The sequence below is a fragment of the Pseudomonas sp. JR33AA genome, from assembly GCF_021378985.1.
GTDB lineage: Bacteria > Pseudomonadota > Gammaproteobacteria > Pseudomonadales > Pseudomonadaceae > Aquipseudomonas > Aquipseudomonas alloputida.
In genome coordinates, this window is sequence record NZ_JAJSAW010000007.1 from 72,778 (window position 1) to 90,817 (window position 18,040).

Consider the following 18,040-nt stretch of genomic DNA (forward strand, 5'->3'; position numbering starts at 1 on the left):
ATTCCTTTAGGCATGTCCTGTACATAACAAGAAAAGCCCTCACCAGGAGAGCCTCATGAAACAGACGCAATACGTGGCACGCGAGCCCGATGCGCATGGTTTTATCGATTACCCGCAGCAAGAGCATGCGGTGTGGAACACCCTGATCACCCGCCAGCGGAACGTGATCGAAGGCCGAGCGTGCCAGGAATACCTGGACGGCATCGACCAGCTGAAATTGCCCCATGACCGCATTCCGCAACTGGGCGAGATCAACAAGGTGCTGGGTGCCACCACCGGCTGGCAGGTTGCCCGGGTGCCGGCGCTGATCCCCTTCCAGACCTTCTTCGAATTGCTGGCCAGCAAGCGCTTTCCGGTTGCCACCTTCATCCGTACCCCCGAAGAGCTGGACTACCTGCAAGAGCCGGATATTTTCCACGAGATCTTCGGCCACTGCCCGCTGCTGACCAATCCCTGGTTTGCCGAGTTCACCCACACCTACGGCAAGCTCGGCCTGGCCGCGACCAAGGAACAACGTGTGTACCTGGCGCGTTTGTACTGGATGACCATCGAGTTTGGCCTGATGGAAACCGCACAAGGCCGCAAAATCTATGGTGGCGGCATCCTCTCGTCGCCGAAAGAGACCGTCTACAGTCTGTCTGACGAGCCTGAGCACCAGGCCTTCGACCCGATCGAGGCCATGCGTACGCCCTACCGTATCGACATTCTGCAACCCGTGTATTTCGTGCTGCCGAACATGAAGCGCCTGTTCGACCTGGCCCACGAGGACATCATGGGCATGGTCCAAAAAGCCATGCAGCTGGGTCTGCACGCACCGAAGTTTCCACCCAAGGTCGCTGCCTGAGCGACCTTGCCGATAACAACTCGAACCGGAAAACACCTCATGAATGCCTTGAACCAAGCCCATTGCGAAGCCTGCCGCGCCGACGCACCGAAAGTCACCGACGAAGAGCTGGCCGAGCTGATCCGCGAAATCCCGGACTGGAACATCGAAGTACGTGACGGCCACATGGAGCTGGAGCGCGTGTTCCTGTTCAAGAACTTCAAGCACGCCCTGGCGTTCACCAATGCCGTGGGCGAAATCGCCGAGGCCGAAGGCCATCACCCAGGGCTGCTGACTGAATGGGGCAAGGTCACCGTGACCTGGTGGAGCCACTCGATCAAAGGCCTGCACCGCAACGACTTCATCATGTGTGCACGCACTGACAAGGTGGCGGAAACGGCGGAAGGCCGGAAGTAAACACCAGAAAGAAGGGGCCAGAGGCCCCTTTTTTCATGGGGCATATGTGCGCTGTTCGCCCGCGAAACCGACAAACGACCGGGAAAAAAACCAAACTGTCATCCAGACTTGTGTATCCTGCCTCAGCTTTTTGAAGCTCCAAACGCGCCTGGCGCAGACTTTTCACTCACACTTGCGAGGAACGACGAGATGCATGAAATCCCGAATCTTCCCTTCCCAAGCCTGAACCCAGAAGAGCCATCCGTGACCGTTCACGCCGAACCGGCAACTGCCGCCGAGCAGGATGGTGACGATCAATCCAGCGCTGACCAGGAATAACTGCGCATCCCCGACTGTGTGAAAACGGCTGACCTGCGGGCTACCCCCGTCATCACGTTTTCACACCGTCTAAAATCAACGTTGTAACAACCCACTACCACCTGCCCCGCCCCTACCCTACACAGACTCGTGCCTCCAACCGCAAAGAGGCAGAGCCATGTCATCCATCACTGACGCCGCCGACCTACTCGCCCGGATAAACGCCCTGGACGCCGAAAGCGTGCGCCTGCACAGCGACCTGTCCGGTCCAATGGATCTGGCCACGTCGCTGCGCGAACATTTCAACCAGGCACTGGGCTTCACAGACCTGTTCCCCGTCGACCTGAGCGATCATGACCTGCACCAGCAGCTGACCGAAGCGTTCGTCCGTGAACCGGCGCGTGAGCACTTCAACCGCACCCTGCGACGCCCCGCCGGCAGCCAAGTAGAGGCGAACCTGGTGGCGACCTTGCAGGCAAAACTGGCCCATATCGTGATCACGGCAACCGATGCCTCACTGATCGACGGGTTGAACGAAGGCCTGCCTAATCCATGGCCCTATGCCAGTTGCAGCCTTGCCCAGGCACTCTGGGCTCGCCGGGTGTGTCTGACCCAGCGTGACTGCTTCGTAGCGGCCGCCTTGCTGCTGTACCCCAGTTTGCCAACTACCCCCCAGCCCCCACGATCGACCTCCCGTCCACTGGTACTGGACAACTACCTGGATCTCCCCACACTGGCCAGACACCTGCTGAAGCCTCCAGCCGGTGTTCACCTTGCCGTCCACCTGTTCAACGCCTTCGGTGCGACAGTCTATGCACAAGGCAGGCGTTACCGCCCGCCCACTGCCCGCGAACGGGAGGCAGGCATAACCCCTGATCAAAATGGAAAGGCGTTTCTCCCAGGCCCCGCATTGAATGCCCCAGCAGCTCAAGCGCTCGACGCCCTGCTGCATTCGTCCATGTTCACCCGATGGGCCGGCGAACTGGCCGCCTCGGCAGAATGGGATGCCAGCTCCGATCACTTGGCCTTGGCCGAACAAACCTTGATCGACGTGTTGTACCCACCCGATGACCGCCAGCCGGGGCTGATCATGGCTTTCGAGCTGTTCAGCCCGGACAATGCCACGCTCCCCGTCGAGGAAATCCGCCTTGACCTGATCAACAGTGTGCAAATCCGTCTCGCCTGCACCCCGGCGATTGCGCAACTGGCCGGTGAACTGCTGATGCGCCGCTTCGCGCCCGAACTACTGCTCAGTGGCTACCCGGCCGATTTCAGCTTCGAGCCCGACCTGCACTGGGCCAGCATCCGCCAGGGAGCCCTGATACTCAGCGCCCGCAAGCAACCGATGACCTTCGACAACGCAGAACAGGTCATGCGCCAGGCCCTGCACGAGGATGACCCTGTTCCCGAAGAAGCACTGCGCCAGACGCTGGCGGTGTGGGCCCCCTTGCGCGGATCATTCGAACTCCCCCCGCCCTGGTCGCACCAGCAATGGCAACTGGCGTTGCATCGCTACCTGGCGGTCAGGGACGTTGAAAGCCTCAACGATCTCCCGGACCGCTTCGAGGAGGCGCGTCGTCAGTTGCTCCAGAGCCGGATAGCGCCAGAGTCGCGTAATGCTGATGGCCAAGTGCACCTGCTGATGTACCTTGACCATGGCGCAGGCTACCGAGGCAACTCCCGCTTACCGGACGTGACCGCCTGGTATGAAGTGGCCTTCGGCGTTTGGGAGCAGCGTGCCATCAACGTCTATCAAGCTATCCTGCACCGCTGCTTGAGCCACCTGCCGGAAGATATCAAGGACCGCCTGCGCGATGGCCCCTGGACCGCCTATGCCGTGACCTGGCCGATCTACGTGGGTCCCGTTAACCGACCTGAGTACGGCTCCAGCCCCAGAGCGGACTGGCACCTGCAGACGGCCACCCAGGGTTTCGTCGTACATGCCCCCGGCACAGAGGGCGATTGGCTTTACGAGCTGTTCCCCGAACGGCTGCGCTGGCAAGCGCACTTCATTGCCCGCACAGCGCCGACGCGCCTGGACGAGCAACTGACGCTGCTCTACAGCGAATACAACCAATCACAACTGCCGTGGATCGCTGCCGACTTCCCCGCCTTGCGACAAGTGCTCATCGCCCCCACGCAAGATCGCCTCGGCTCACTGGCCAGGCATTACGCCAGCGATATCGCCCTGGGCAATCGGGATGCTTTGCATGCACTTGGCAAAGGCGCTACCCCGCATGAACAATTTCTGGCCAAGCGTCAGTCCGTGAGCACTGGGCGCTACTTGCAACGGTTGTTTTCCAACCTGATACCGGGCTTGAGTTGCCTGAATCCGGAGGATGGCAGCGATGCCCTGGCTTGCGTCCTGGACATCGCCGCGCTGAAAGGCGCGGCAGTCTCGCTCGGTGGACGGGCCTTCAAACCATTGGCCAAGCTTCCCGGCGTGCTGGGCCAAAGCGCCAATACCGCACGCCTGAACGCCGCGCGTGCCGCCCGACGCTGGAGCAGCATCCCCGTCACGCCCAACTTCAGCGAGCGCATTACCCCGCCCAAGCGCTGGCGCAGTGCGCCCGAACTGACGACGGTCGCCCCCGAATCCCGGGAACTCATGACACAGCGAAGGGTACTGCCGGGCCAGACGCCCGATGCCGTGCTACTTGACCAGATACCCGGCAGCCCCGGTCCTGTGCCACGCGAGCTGCCCGAGACAGCCACACTGATCCCCCGCGACAATGCCACGGTCGATGCAGTCATTCATGGCGCCGCCTATCGCCTTCAAACACCGAACACCTCGGGACTGGTACGTCGGGTTGCCCATGAGCCGCTGCTCGGCCAGCCACCCACCGAGGTGCCGCCGCCTTACCCAGGCGGCGAAGCGCGAATGGCCCTGAGCTTCTCGCCCTTGCCCAATGACGCCGGCACACCCGTATTCGGACAACACGTCAGTCACGCCTTCCAAACCGTGCGAATCGAGCCGGTACCGATTCGTTACCGCCCCCAGCACACGCGCTTCGACATCTGGGCGCAGGTCATGGTGCGCGAGGGCAAGGTGGTCGTGCACGCCCCTAATCACCCCAGGCGATTGAAGCCCCTGCCCGTCGAAGAAACCCAGTTACGCCTGGGCGTCATCTCGCCTCCCGTGTACCACAGACGCATCGTGGTCGACCCATCGCCTGAACTACGCTTTGGCTTGCCTGCGGACATGCCGATCGAGCAAGTCAGGCAGATCACCAACTACTGCCCCCCCGTGCGCCTGGGCGGGCTGGCGCGAACCATCCCCGACCGCCGCACCCTGCGCGGTGCATTGATCGACTGGCGCGGTGAACAGTGGTTGATCGTCGAGGCCGATCTGGGAGTTTTTTATGGCGCCCCCCATCAGCCCTGGGCGTGGCAGACAAGGCTGCTGGATGCCCCGGCACTGTCAGCTTCGCTGCCACATCCGCCCAGAGGGCTGCGTCGCAAGCTCGAGAGAATCACCGACCACGAGGCCATCGAGCGGTACCTGGAAGTCAGCGAAACCTATCGCATCGTCGCCGAACGCCCCAACCTGCAGCGCGATGTCGATAACGTGGTCAGATTGCTGCGCGACTGGATAGAACAAGGGCGAACATGGCAACTGCGCCACCCCTCGCGATTCCTGCAGTTCATCGAAGCCAGGGAGTCGCGCCTGCTCCCGGAATACGCGCGCAACATCCTCACGCAGAGCGCGGCCCAGGACGCTTTGGCGGGCCCCGCCAGTCGCGGCATCGCAGCTTTGAACCGGGAGATAATCCCGATCTGGAGGCAATTCCACGGCACCAGCGCCGCAGACCGCCAACACATGCTAGGCATACTGGACGATCTGCTACCCGCGCGTGGCGCCACTCACCCTTACACACCGGCAGCAGGTGCACAGTCGCTGGACGACAACGCGATCGCCGCCTTGCGTCAGCACCTGTATCCAGTCAACCTGGCCTTTGCCAGTGTCACGCTAAGGGACCATAGCCGCGTGGTGTTCTTCGCCCTGTCAGGCAGCCCTGGCCGGCGCGCATTGCATATCATCCCGACGCCCCGCCTCACACCGGCAGTGGACTACGTCGATGCACGCCAGGTTAACCAGTTTCTCCCACCAGACCCGCGGTTTACCGAGCTGCCAATCCTGCGGCGCGCAGATTTCCTGTGGACGCGCGTCCATAAGCGACATCTCGATGCCGAACGACACATCGCCAGCGCGCTGAACCGCAGACTGCTTCACCGCCACACCGAGGTCGAGCGTATCGATGTCTTCACACTGCTCGACTCCTGTCGCTCCTGTGGCGGCTTCGTCCTGCCGCGCTTGCGGCTGGATTACCCGAAAGCCGAGTTCAGTGTGACCTGGATGCTCGACTACACCAACTGACTACATCGCCCGCAAACACCCTTGCTGTGGTTAAGATGGCAGCAACACTGCCATCCTTACCGCAGCAACGGATCGCCAATGCCAGCACGCAGTCCCACATCCCTTGCCGTCACTGGGCAAGTCGTCTCCATCGTCCTGTTCACCTTCATCGGTTACCTGAACATCGGCATCCCCTTGGCCGTGTTGCCCGGCTATGTGCACAACGACCTGGGTTTCAGTGCCGTGGTCGCCGGCCTGGTGATCAGCGTGCAGTACCTCGCGACGCTGCTCAGCCGCCCTGGCGCCAGCCGCATCATCGACAACCACGGCAGCAAGAAGGCGGTCATGTACGGCCTGGCCGGTTGCGGGCTCAGCGGGGTGTTCATGCTGGCCTGCGCCTTCCTAACCCACCTGCCCTGGCTGAGCCTGGCTTGCCTGCTGGTCGGCCGCCTGGTGCTGGGCAGCGCCGAAAGCCTGGTAGGCTCTGGTGCGATCGGCTGGGGCATTGGCCGGGTGGGCGCCGCAAACACGGCCATGGTCATCTCCTGGAACGGCATCGCCAGCTACGGTGCGCTGGCCATCGGCGCCCCACTGGGGGTGCTGATGGTCAAAGGCCTCGGGTTGTGGAGCATGGGTGTGAGCATCATCCTGCTGTGCGTACTCGGTTTGCTACTGGCCTGGCCCAAGCAAGCCACCCCCATCGTCAGCGGTGTACGCTTACCGTTCCTGCGGGTGCTGGGCAAGGTACTTCCGCATGGCTCGGGGCTGGCGTTGGGTTCGATCGGCTTTGGCACCATCGCCACCTTCATCACCCTTTACTACGCAAGCCGTGGCTGGGCCAATGCGGCGCTGACCTTGAGCCTTTTCGGCGCCAGTTTCATCAGCGCACGGCTGCTCTTTGGCAACCTGATCAATCGCATCGGTGGCTTCAGGGTGGCGATCGCCTGCCTGTCGGTGGAAACGCTCGGGTTGTTGATGCTGTGGCTGGCCCCCAACGCCGAACTGGCCTTGGCGGGTGCAGCATTGAGCGGGTTTGGTTTCTCGCTGGTGTTTCCGGCATTAGGCGTGGAGGCGGTGAACCAAGTGTCAGCGGCCAACCGCGGGGCGGCGGTGGGGGCGTATTCGCTGTTCATCGACTTGTCACTGGGGGTGACCGGGCCATTGGTCGGTGCAGTGGCGGCGGGGTTCGGCTTTACTTCGATATTTCTGTTCGCGGCGGCTGCGGCAGCGTGCGGGCTGGGGCTGAGCCTCTACTTGTATCGCCAGGCGCGCCAGCCTGGCTAGCCCCCCGTAGGAGCGGGTTTACCCGCGAAGGGCTGCAAAGCAGCCCCCCAAAGGCCCTGAACCTCAACGCTGAGCGTACTGCAACACCACCTCAAGCGGGTGACGCATCTTGCGCTCGGTCATGCGTTTAACCTGGCTACGGCACGAGTAGCCAGTCGCCAGCGGCTCCCCTTCCTTGTCCAGCTTGGTCGCCCAGCTCTGCTCGAATATGGCCCGCGAGGTTTCCTGGTTGCGCGCCTCATGCCCATAGGTACCGGACATACCGCAGCAACCCGTGGCCTCGGTCACCAGCTTCAGCCCCAGACGGGCGAACACCTGCTCCCACTGCCGGGTGCTGGCCGGCACGTTGGTCTTCTCGGTGCAGTGCGCCATCAGGCGGAAGCTGCCCGGCGCGGTAGGCGCCTGCTCGGGCAGCACATCCATCAGCCATTCCTGCGGCAGCAGCACCTTCGGGCAACCCTCCAGGCCTGGCACTTTCTGATACTCCTGGCGGTACACCAGCGTCATCGCCGGGTCCAGCCCCACCAGCGGCACACCGCAGTCGGCCAGGGCCTTGAGCTGTGTGGCATTGCGGATCGCCGCCTTGGCAAACGCGCCAAGGAAGCCCTGTACATGCAACGGCTTGCCGTTGGCGCTGTACGGCGCCAGGAATACCCGGTGCCCCAGGCGGTGGGCAAGGTCAATGAAGGCAGACAGCAGCGGTGTTTCAAAGTAGCGGGTGAAGGCGTCCTGCACCAGCACGATACTGCGCTCGCGCTGGGCCGGGGTCAGTTCGCGCAAGGCCGGCACCGTGGCCATGCCAACGCGGCAACGAGACAGCGTAGCCTGGAAGTTGAAGCGGCTGATCAGCGGGCTGTCGACCATGCCCACCTTGTCGGCCAGCAGTTGGCTCACCCACTTCGAGCCCATCACCGCGTTGTACAGCCCCGGTGCGTGCGCCAGGTAGGGGATGGTGAACTCGAGCGAGCCGATCAGGTAGTCACGCAGCGGGCGCTGGTAGCGACCGTGGTACAGCTCAAGGAAGCGCGAGCGGAAGTCCGGCACATTGACCTTGATCGGGCACTGCCCGGCGCACGACTTGCACGCCAGGCAGCCGGCCATGGCGTCGTACACTTCATGGGAGAAGTCTTCCTGGCCCTGGTTGCGCGCGCGGTTGTTGCGTAGACGCGTCGGCAGGCCCTTGAGCCACGACACCTTGTTGCGCGCCGCAGCCAGCACATCGATGTTCGCCTCGCCCTGCAGGCGCAGCCACTCGCGCATCAGCGAGGCACGACCCTTGGGCGAATGCTGGCGTTCGCGGGTAGCCTTCCACGACGGGCACATGGCATCGTTGGGGTCATAGTTGTAACAGGCGCCATTGCCGTTGCAGTGCACGGCGCTGGGGAAGTCCTGCCATACGCGCTCGTCAATGGTACGGTCAAGGTCGCCGCGCAGGGTCACGCCATCGACCGGGGTAAGGCCCTCGGCGCTGCCCAGCGGTGTGCAGATCTTGCCCGGGTTGAGCTGGTTGTGCGGGTCAAAGGCGCCCTTCAGACGCTGCAATGCCGGGTACAGCTCGCCGAAGTACTCGGGCACATATTCCGAGCGCAGGCCCTTGCCGTGCTCACCCCACAGCAGGCCGCCATAACGCTTGGTCAGCGCGGCAACAGCGTCGGAAATCGGCTTGACCAGCGCGGCCTGCGCCGGGTCCTTCATGTCCAGTGCCGGGCGCACGTGCAGCACGCCGGCATCGACGTGGCCAAACATGCCGTAGGCCAGGCCGTAGCCATCGAGCAGTGCGCGGAAGTCGGCGATGTAGTCGGCCAACTGCTCTGGCGGTACCGCGGTGTCTTCCACGAACGGCTGCGGGCGCACTTCGCCCTCGACGTTGCCCAGCAGGCCCACCGAACGCTTGCGCATGGTATAGACGCGGGTGACTGCCTCAGCGCCTTCGGCCAAGGTGTGGCCCAGGCGCTCCACGCTGGTGTCGCTTTGCAGGTGCTGGATGAACGCCTGCACCTTGGCGTTGACCTCGGCCGGCTCGTCGCCGCAGAACTCCACCAGGTTGATGCCCAGCGTCGGGCGCTCGGGGTCCGCCGGGAAGTACTCGGCAACGCTGTGCCAGACGATGTCTTTCATCGCCAGCATCAGCACCTTGGAGTCGACCGTCTCGATCGACAGCGGCTTGTGCGCCATCAGCGCATTGGCATCCCGCAGCGCATCCATGAAGCTGGTGTAGCGTACATTGACCAGCACCGCATACTTGGGAATCGGCAGCACGTTGAGCTTGGCTTCGACCACGTAGCCCAGCGAGCCCTCGGCGCCGCACAACACGCTGTTGAGGTTGAAGCGGCCCTGCTCGTCGCGCAGGTGCGCCAGGTCGTAGCCGGTCAGGCAACGGTTGAGCTTGGGGAAGGTGGTTTCAATCAGTTCGGCCTGGGTTTCCTGAATTTCCCGGGCCATGCGGTACACCTCGCCGACCCGGCCCGGCGCGGCGCAGGCCTGCTCCAGCGCAGCATCGTCGATGGGCAGGCTGTGCAGGCGTTCGCCACCGAGCAGCACGCTGTGCAGCTCCAGCACGTGGTCGCGGGTTTTGCCGTAGGTGCAACTGCCCTGGCCACTGGCATCCGTGTTGATCATGCCACCGACCGTGGCGCGGTTGGAGGTGGACAGCTCAGGGGCGAAGAACAGCCCGTGCGGCTTGAGCGCAGCATTGAGCTGGTCCTTGACCGTACCGGCCTGTACCCGCACCCACCGCTCTTGCACGTTGATTTCGAGAATCTGGTTCATGTGCCGCGACAGGTCGACGACGATACCGTCAGTCAGCGACTGGCCGTTGGTGCCGGTGCCACCCCCGCGGGGGGTCAGCTTGACCTGCTGGAAGCGCGGCTCGCCCATCAGCGTGGCGACCCGCGTCACATCGTCGGCATCCAGCGGAAACACCGCCGCCTGCGGCAAGCGCTGGTAGATCGAGTTGTCGGTGGCCAGTACCGTGCGGGTGGCGTAGTCGGCACTGATCTGGCCGCGGAAGCCGCTGCTGCGCAGGGCTTCGAGGAATTCGGGGTAATTGGCGCTCGGTGCAACGGTGGACAGCTGGGCGATCATCGAAGGATGGCCTCTTGATATGGGCTAAATCACGGGATACCTGTCGCCCCAGCATGTGTTCAGGCATGCAGGGATGACGTATAGGCCAATGTTCCTGTAGTTTCGCGTCAGGGGCAAACGGATAATCCTGCCGCTATCAATGACTTTTATGAATGAATTACCGCCATCTGACCCCATCCATGTCACTGCTGCTGGCGTTCGAAGCCGCCGCCCGGCATGAAAGCTACACCCGCGCCGCCGCCGAGCTGTCGCTGACCCAGAGCGCGGTCAGCCGCCAGGTGCAAGCCTTGGAGCAGCAGTTGGGCCTGACCCTGTTCCGCCGCGAGGGGCGCCAGGTGCAGCTGACCGATGTCGGCCGCCTGTACCAGCGCGAGCTCAGCGAGGCACTGGGGCGCATCCGTAGCGCCACATTGCAGGCACTGGCCTACCAGTCGGGGGTGGGCACCTTGCGCCTGGCCACCCTGCCCACCTTCGGCTCGAAATGGCTGCTGCCGAGGCTGCATGCGTTCTACAGCGCTCACCCAGGGATGCTGGTACACATTCATTCGCGCATTGAAGCTATCAACTTCGACACCAGCGAAATCGATGCCGCCATCGGCGTGGCCAGCCACGACTTGCCGGGGCTTGTCTGCCATCGCCTGCATGCCGAGGAGCTGGTGGTGATCTTGCCGCCGGAGGCCGGTGTGGGTAGCCAAGACTGGAGCCCGGCCAGGATCAGCGAAGAGGTGCTGCTGAACGTGGCCAACAACCCGCATGCCTGGGGTGAGTGGTTTTCCCATCATGGCCAGCCGCATCGGGCGATGCGGCTGGGGCCGAGCTTCGAGCTGACTTCGCACCTGATCCAGGCGGTACGTGCCGGAATCGGGATCGGGCTGGTGCCGCGCATATTGGTGGAGGAGGAACTGGCCAAGGGCGAGCTGTACAGCCCGGGCGTGGCGTTTGCCAGCCAGCGCAGTTATTACTTGATCTATCCGCCGAGGAATGAGGCGCTGCCCTCGTTGCGGGCATTCAGAGGCTGGTTGCTGGAGCAGATCTGATTTTTTGGCGGGATCACCTGACCTGAGGGCAACGCCGTACCTGTAGGAGCGGATTTACCCGCGAAAAGGCCGGGCCTGCTGGCCAATCTCCACCATCCTTTCACCGTAGCCGCCGCAACCGTATTCGCGGGTAAACCCGCTCCTACAAGGGTTACGCAAGCCTCAGGCATACCAGGTCGTTGTAGGAGCGGGTTCACCCGCGAACAGGACCGCACAGACAACAAAAAACCCGAAGCCAGTCACCTGACTCCGGGCTTCCGCATACCGCTTATGGCGCCTTACTTGGCCAGAGTCTCAACAGCACCACTCGCATTCACCTGGCGCCGCGACTTGACCACGTACACCACGAACATTGCAAGCAGCCACACCGGGATCGCATACACCGACACCTGGATGCCCGGGATCATCAGCATGATGCCCAGGATCAGCACCACGAAAGCCAGCACCACATAGTTGCCGTAGGGGTACCACAGAGCCTTGAACAGTGGCTTCTGGCCGGTACGGTCGAGGTGCTGACGGAACTTCAGGTGCGAGTAGCTGATCATCGCCCAGTTGATCACCAGGGTGGCCACGACCAGCGACATCAGCAACTCCAGCGCGTTTTGTGGCATCAGGTAGTTCAGCAGCACGGCGACCAAGGTCACGGCAGCCGACACCAGGATCGAACGCACTGGCACGCCGCGCTTGTCGACCTTGGCCAGCGACGCCGGGGCATCCCCCTGCTCGGCCATACCCAGCAGCATGCGGGCGTTGCAGTAGGTGCCGCTGTTGTACACCGACAGCGCCGCAGTCAGCACCACGAAGTTCAGCAGGTTGGCAGCCACGTCACTGCCCAGCAGCGAGAACACTTGCACGAACGGGCTGCTGCCGTAGCTGCCACCCGAGGCGTCGATGCTGGCGACCAGGTTGTCCCACGGGGTCAGCGACAGCAGCACCACCAGGGCACCGACATAGAAGATCAGGATGCGGTAGATGACCTGGTTGATCGCTTTGGGGATCACGGTCTTTGGCTTGTCGGCCTCGGCAGCGGTGAAACCGAGCATTTCCAGGCCACCAAAGGAAAACATGATGAACGCCAAGGCCATTACCAGCCCGCTGACGCCGTTGGGGAAGAAACCGCCGTGTGACCACAGGTTGGCTACGGTGGCTTCAGGGCCGCCGCTGCCGCTGGTCAGCAGGTAGGCACCCAGGCCGATCATGCTGACGATGGCGACCACCTTGATGATGGCGAACCAGAATTCGGCTTCACCGAAGAGCTTCACGTTCATCAGGTTGATGGCGTTGATCAGCACGAAGAATGCTGCCGCCGTGACCCAGGTGGGGATCTCCGGCCACCAGTAGTGGACGTACTTGCCGACCGCCGAAAGCTCCGACATACCCACCAGGATATACAACACCCAGCAGTTCCAGCCCGACAGGAAGCCGGCGAAACCACCCCAGTAGGTGTGGGCGAAATGGCTGAACGAGCCGGCCACCGGCTCTTCGACGATCATTTCACCCAGCTGGCGCATGATCATGAAGGCGATGAAGCCGCAGATGGCGTAGCCAAGGATCATCGACGGGCCGGCGGATTTCATCACGCCTGCCGAGCCGAGGAACAGGCCGGTACCAATCGCGCCGCCGAGGGCGATCAACTGGATATGGCGGTTCTTCAGGCCCCGCTTTAGCTCGCCTGAATGCATGTTTTGTCCACTCATGAACGAAGTCACCTGCATTGTTTTTATCTGTGACGGAATCGGACCCACCGCGCTCGTGGCGCAGCGGAATGGGCAAGGTGGTTACCTTGGGTTTCTTGACCTCAGGTGCCGCCGGAGCGGGTCAACCAGGCGTGATCAAGAGTGCGCGGTACGCAAGAGGGTCACAGGTAAAACGCGGCGCACTGTATACCCCTGCAAACGCGCAGGCGTCAACGCGTTGCATTGTTTCCCCGGGAAAAAACGCAGCGTTCCTGTGGTGTAGGCCTTGAAAGGCGGAGTGATCGGCGTACATGGCGCCTCCATTTGTTGTTTTGTCAGCCCGGCTCTGTGGACGGGCTCCTGCACACGGCAATGGCGGCTATAACACCGTGGGGACGGGGGTTTGGGCAAGGGTGGGTGGCGCCATGGCGGCGACTTTGGCACAGGGGCGCCGGCAAGGTTTGTTTACACGATGGGGCTTGATCTGAAATGCGGACTGAAAAGGGCCACATTCGTATAACTTTCTTTACAGAGCGGTTCAAGAACTTGCCAGTCGTCCGAAAAATTCTTTTTGTTCAGTATCTTGGGCCGCTTGGCCCACATTTCCCGCAGGCATAAAAAAACCAGCCCGAAGGCTGGTTCCTTATGACCACACTGGCTTATCAGCCACGCGGCTTGCCGCGACCACGGCCTGCCGGCTTGTCACCATCAGGCTTGCCTGGACGCTTGCGCATCTCGCTCGGGCGCTCAGCCACCGTGCTGCCACGGTTGGGTTTACGCGGGGCTTCTTCACGCGGCTGACGCGCCGGGCGTTCGCCAGTAGCGGCACCTTCCTGGGCAGGGCGCAGGTTGCGCACACGCTCGCCACGGCCCAGCGGGCGGCTCGACTTGCGCTGCAGGCGCTCCATCTTGTCCTTGGCCTTGAGCTTCATGGCGGGCAGCGCTACCGGCTGCAGGCCCACTTCGGCGGCGAGGATGTCGATTTCGCCCTGGGTCATTTCGCGCCAGCGGCCCATCGGCAGGTCGGAATTGAGGAACACCGGGCCGAAACGCACACGCTTCAGGCGGCTGACCACCATGCCCTGGGATTCCCACAGGCGACGCACCTCACGGTTACGACCTTCCATCACCACGCAGTGGTACCAGTGGTTGAAGCCTTCGCCTCCCGGTGCCTTCTGGATATCGGTGAACTTGGCCGGGCCGTCTTCCAGCATTACACCGGCTTTCAGGCGCTCGATCATCTCGTCGTCGACTTCACCACGCACACGTACCGCGTACTCACGGTCCATCTCGTAGGACGGGTGCATCAGGCGGTTGGCCAGCTCACCGTCGGTGGTGAACAGCAGCAAGCCCGTGGTGTTGATGTCGAGGCGGCCGATGTTGATCCAGCGGCCTTCTTTTGGCCGTGGCAAACGGTCGAACACGGTCGGACGCCCTTCCGGGTCGTCACGGGTGCAGATTTCGCCGTCGGGCTTGTTGTACATGATCACTCGGCGGGTGGCCTCGGCGGCCTCCTCGCGCTTGATCAGCTTGCCGTCCACGGTAATGGCGTCGTGCAAGTCTACGCGCTGGCCAAGGGTGGCCTCGACGCCGTTGACCTTGATGCGCCCCTGGCTGATCCAGGCCTCGACATCACGCCGCGAGCCCACGCCAATGCGCGCCAGCACTTTCTGCAGCTTTTCGCCGGACGGCGGGGTGATTTCGGTTTCTTTCAGGTCTTGCTCACTCATCTGGGCACCTCCCGGTGTAGGAATGAAAACAGGTTTCTGGCGACGAACGCGCCAAAAGGCCGCGCATCATACGCGGTTCATCAGTGGAACGCACTGGAGGGTAGAGGGTTTTGTGGGGCTGGGTATGATTTTCTGCCCAGTGGGCTTTGTGCTGGCCCGCGAAGAGGCCAGCACAGGCAGCAGATCAATCAGGGTTGTGCCTTGTTCTCTTCCTCCACCGAAGGCTCAGGCTCTGCTCCCCGCAGATCATCAAAATCGGTTTTCAAACCTTCTTCCATGGCATCCAGCTCCACCAGCAGGCTACGGAAGCTGGTCTCCTCCTTCGGCTCGGCAAGCTCTTCCTCTTCGCCAAGGCTGGCATCTGCCAACGCCTGCAAGTGCGCAGGCACCGGCGCATCATCCGGGTCTAGCAGCGGCTGCGGTTCCATTTCGCGCAGCTCGACCAAGGCCGGCAGGTCCTCGAGACTCTTGAGGTTGAAATGGTCGAGAAACGCCTTGGTGGTGGCGAACATCGCCGGCCGCCCGGGCACTTCGCGGTAGCCGACCACGCGAATCCAATCGCGCTCCATCATGGTCTTGATGATATTGCTGTTCACCGCAACGCCCCGCACGTCCTCGATTTCGCCACGGGTGATCGGCTGGCGGTAGGCAATCAGGGCCAGTGTCTCAAGCAGCGCTCGCGAATAGCGCTGCGGGCGCTCTTCCCACAGGCGCCCGACCCAAGGGGCATAATCCTCGCGAATCTGCAGGCGATAGCCGCTGGCCACCTCCTTGAGCTCGAAGGCACGCCCACTGCACGACTTGCCCAGCACCTCCAGCGCCTGCCTGAACACCTTGGGCTCGGGGCGCTCGGCTTCCTCGAACAGCTCGTACAGGCGCTCAAGGGATTGCGGCTTGCCCGAAGCGAGCAAGAAGGCTTCGATCAGCGACGCCAGGTCGCGGGGTTCATTCAGGTTCATCGGGTTCTTCAACTGGCGCCGGGCGAAGCCGCACATGAATGGCGGCGAAAGGTTCATTCTGCACAAGTTCGATCAGCGATTCCTTCACCAGTTCGAGAATGGCCATGAAGGTCACCACCACACCGAGCTTGCCCTCCTCGGCAGCAAACAGCGCGATGAACGGCACAAAGGCACCGCCCTTCAGACGCTCCAGGACCTGGCTCATGCGCTCGCGGGTGGACAAGGTCTCACGGGTGATCTGATGGCTTTCGAACAGGTCGTTACGGCGCATCACCTCGGCCATGGACATCAACAGCTCTTCCAGGCTGACCTGGGGCAACAGCTTGCGTACCTTGGCCTGCGGCGCCTCAAGGCGCGGCACCACCACCTCGCGTCCGACCCGTGGCAATTCGTCGATGCCCTCGGCGGCGGCCTTGAAGCGCTCGTACTCCTGCAGGCGGCGGATCAGCTCGGCGCGTGGGTCACCCTCCTCCTCCTCGACCTCGGCAGAACGCGGCAGCAACATGCGTGACTTGATCTCGGCAAGCATGGCAGCCATCACCAGGTATTCGGCGGCCAGCTCAAGGCGCACGCTTTTCATCAGCTCCACATAGCCCATGTACTGCCGGGTGATCTCGGCCACAGGGATGTCGAGAATGTCGATGTTCTGTTTGCGGATCAGGTACAGCAACAGGTCCAGCGGCCCTTCGAAGGCTTCGAGGATGACTTCCAGCGCATCCGGCGGGATGTACAGGTCCAGCGGCAGTTCGGTCAGGGCTTCGCCATAGACCAGGGCCAACTGCAATTGCTGCGGCGCCTCGACCTGCTCGGCGGACGCTTCGGGTGTTTCCAGCTGGCTCACGCGTCGACCAGGAACGGCGTGGGGTCGCCGCAGCCATCGCGGATCAGCGCAGGCTCGTCGCCCGTCAGGTCAATGATGGTAGACGCCTTGAGATCGCCGTAGCCACCGTCGATGATCAGGTCGACGTGATGCTCGAGGCGCTGACGAATCTCATAAGGATCGGTCATCGGCTCTTCTTCGGGCGGCAGGATCAGGCTGACGCTCATCAATGGCTCGCCCAGCTCTGCAAGCAGCGCCAGCACAATCGGGTTGGACGGCACGCGCAGGCCGATGGTGCGGCGCTTCTCGTGCATCAGCAGCCGCGGCACTTCACGCGTGGCGTTGAGGATGAAGGTGTAGGGCCCGGGAACATGCGCCTTCAGCAGGCGGAAGGTCGAGGTGCCGATCTTGGCAAACAGCCCCATCTGCGACAGATCGCAGCACAACAGGGTGAAATTGTGTTGCTTGTCCAACTTGCGCAAGGTCCGCACACGCTCGATCGCGCCCTTGTCGCCGATCTGGCAACCCAGCGCATAGGCCGAGTCGGTCGGGTACACCACAACGCCACCCTTGCGGATGATCTCGACGGCCTGTTTTATCAGGCGCGCCTGTGGGTTCTCCGGATGAATCTGGAAAAATTGGCTCACGTAATCGTCCTGTTCATAGCGCCAAAGGCTGTGCATGGCTGAATCGACGCCACAAAGGTGGCAGATCCTCGGGCAAAAGCCGATAGGCACCGATCTCGCCCCAGGTGCCGGGGCCGTGGAAATCACTGCCAGCGCTTGCCAGCAGGCCGAACTCACGGGCAAGAATGGACATGGTGCCCACTTGCTCGGCAGGCATCATCCCGTTGACCACTTCAAGCGCCTGCCCTCCTGCCTGAATATAGTCGGCAATCAGCCGCCTGCGCTTGCTGCGGGTCAGGTCGTAGTGCATGGGATGCGCCAGGCTCACCCAAGCGTTGGACTGCCTCAGCGTGGCAACGGTTTCGTCGAGCGTCGGCCAGTGCTGCTTGACGTCGCCCAGCTTGCCGGCGCCCAGCCACTTGCGAAACGCTTCACCACGGTCCTTGACGTGCCCGGCACGCACCAGGTATTCGGCAAAATGCGGGCGCGCCGGGGCATTTCCGCTATCACCCAGCTCTTGCTGCACGGCGCGCGCGCCCTCAAGCGTGCCGGGCATGCCCTTGCCCGCCAGCCGTTTGTCGATTTCTTCGGCGCGCAGCCAGCGGCCGCGGTGCAATGCTTGAATCGCCGCCAGCAAGGGCGGAGCGTCGAGCGGGAAGTCATAGCCCAGCACATGGATGGTCGCGCCGCCCCACGTGCAGGACAGCTCCACACCGCTGACCCAGCGCATTCCCAGGTCAGCGCAGGCCTGGCGCGCCTCGGGCAGGCCTTCGAGGGTGTCATGGTCGGTCAGTGCCAGCGCTTGCACCCCGTGCTCATGAGCCCGGGCAACCAGTACCGAAGGCGACAGGGCGCCGTCGGAGGCCGTGCTGTGACAGTGCAGATCAACATTCATAGAGGAGCGCTTTCGCTGGAATCGATGTTTGTTAT

General features: G+C 62.7%; 13 protein-coding genes. 6 read left to right on the plus strand and 7 right to left on the minus strand.

All coding sequences use genetic code 11. The features are described from left to right. The first annotated feature begins 55 nt into the window (after window positions 1-55). From phhA to LVS58_RS13455, 5 genes are all read left to right on the plus strand, one after another. Window positions 56-844, plus strand: coding sequence for a phenylalanine 4-monooxygenase (phhA, locus tag LVS58_RS13440; protein WP_233691508.1), 789 nt, complete (start codon window positions 56-58; stop codon window positions 842-844). Between the two features lie 39 nt (window positions 845-883). Further along, complete coding sequence (locus LVS58_RS13445) at window positions 884-1,240, plus strand: 4a-hydroxytetrahydrobiopterin dehydratase (protein ID WP_003254532.1); 357 nt, start codon at window positions 884-886, stop codon at window positions 1,238-1,240. Window positions 1,241-1,429: 189 nt separating this feature from the next. Beyond that, complete coding sequence (locus tag LVS58_RS25065) at window positions 1,430-1,558, plus strand: hypothetical protein (protein WP_267954456.1); 129 nt, start codon at window positions 1,430-1,432, stop codon at window positions 1,556-1,558. A gap of 157 nt (window positions 1,559-1,715) precedes the next feature. Continuing rightward, window positions 1,716-5,915 (plus strand): deaminase domain-containing protein, encoded by a 4,200-nt coding sequence (locus tag LVS58_RS13450; protein ID WP_233691509.1) that lies wholly within the window; start codon window positions 1,716-1,718, stop codon window positions 5,913-5,915. A 78-nt stretch (window positions 5,916-5,993) separates the two neighbouring features. Further along, complete coding sequence (locus LVS58_RS13455) at window positions 5,994-7,178, plus strand: MFS transporter (RefSeq protein WP_233691510.1); 1,185 nt, start codon at window positions 5,994-5,996, stop codon at window positions 7,176-7,178. A 63-nt stretch (window positions 7,179-7,241) separates the two neighbouring features. Here the strand turns inward: LVS58_RS13455 and ydiJ are convergent, their stop codons facing one another. After that, on the minus strand, window positions 7,242-10,262 hold the full coding sequence (gene ydiJ / locus LVS58_RS13460; RefSeq protein ID WP_233691511.1) for a D-2-hydroxyglutarate dehydrogenase YdiJ: 3,021 nt from the start codon (window positions 10,260-10,262) through the stop codon (window positions 7,242-7,244). Between the two features lie 152 nt (window positions 10,263-10,414). On the opposite strand from ydiJ, the gene LVS58_RS13465 reads away from it, so the two are divergent. After that, complete coding sequence (locus tag LVS58_RS13465; protein WP_233691512.1) at window positions 10,415-11,299, plus strand: LysR substrate-binding domain-containing protein; 885 nt, start codon at window positions 10,415-10,417, stop codon at window positions 11,297-11,299. A gap of 278 nt (window positions 11,300-11,577) precedes the next feature. Here LVS58_RS13465 and LVS58_RS13470 read toward each other — a convergent pair whose 3' ends face one another. From LVS58_RS13470 to LVS58_RS13495, 6 genes are all read right to left on the minus strand, one after another. Then, window positions 11,578-12,996, minus strand: coding sequence for an amino acid permease (locus LVS58_RS13470; RefSeq protein ID WP_233691513.1), 1,419 nt, complete (start codon window positions 12,994-12,996; stop codon window positions 11,578-11,580). Window positions 12,997-13,637: 641 nt separating this feature from the next. Next, complete coding sequence (gene rluB / locus LVS58_RS13475; RefSeq protein ID WP_233691514.1) at window positions 13,638-14,705, minus strand: 23S rRNA pseudouridine(2605) synthase RluB; 1,068 nt, start codon at window positions 14,703-14,705, stop codon at window positions 13,638-13,640. Window positions 14,706-14,893: 188 nt separating this feature from the next. Next, window positions 14,894-15,664, minus strand: a complete 771-nt coding sequence (gene scpB, locus LVS58_RS13480; RefSeq protein WP_233691515.1) for an SMC-Scp complex subunit ScpB — start codon at window positions 15,662-15,664, stop codon at window positions 14,894-14,896. Further along, window positions 15,651-16,376 (minus strand): segregation and condensation protein A, encoded by a 726-nt coding sequence (locus LVS58_RS13485; protein WP_233691665.1) that lies wholly within the window; start codon window positions 16,374-16,376, stop codon window positions 15,651-15,653. The genes scpB and LVS58_RS13485 overlap by 14 nt, the downstream gene beginning before the upstream one ends. 125 nt (window positions 16,377-16,501) lie before the next feature. Then, the gene (locus LVS58_RS13490) at window positions 16,502-17,131 is read right to left on the minus strand and encodes an L-threonylcarbamoyladenylate synthase (RefSeq protein ID WP_233691516.1); all 630 of its coding nucleotides are present in this window, start codon (window positions 17,129-17,131) and stop codon (window positions 16,502-16,504) included. A 13-nt stretch (window positions 17,132-17,144) separates the two neighbouring features. Beyond that, window positions 17,145-18,005, minus strand: a complete 861-nt coding sequence (locus LVS58_RS13495) for a PHP domain-containing protein (protein WP_233691517.1) — start codon at window positions 18,003-18,005, stop codon at window positions 17,145-17,147. Between the last annotated feature and the right edge of the window lie 35 nt (window positions 18,006-18,040).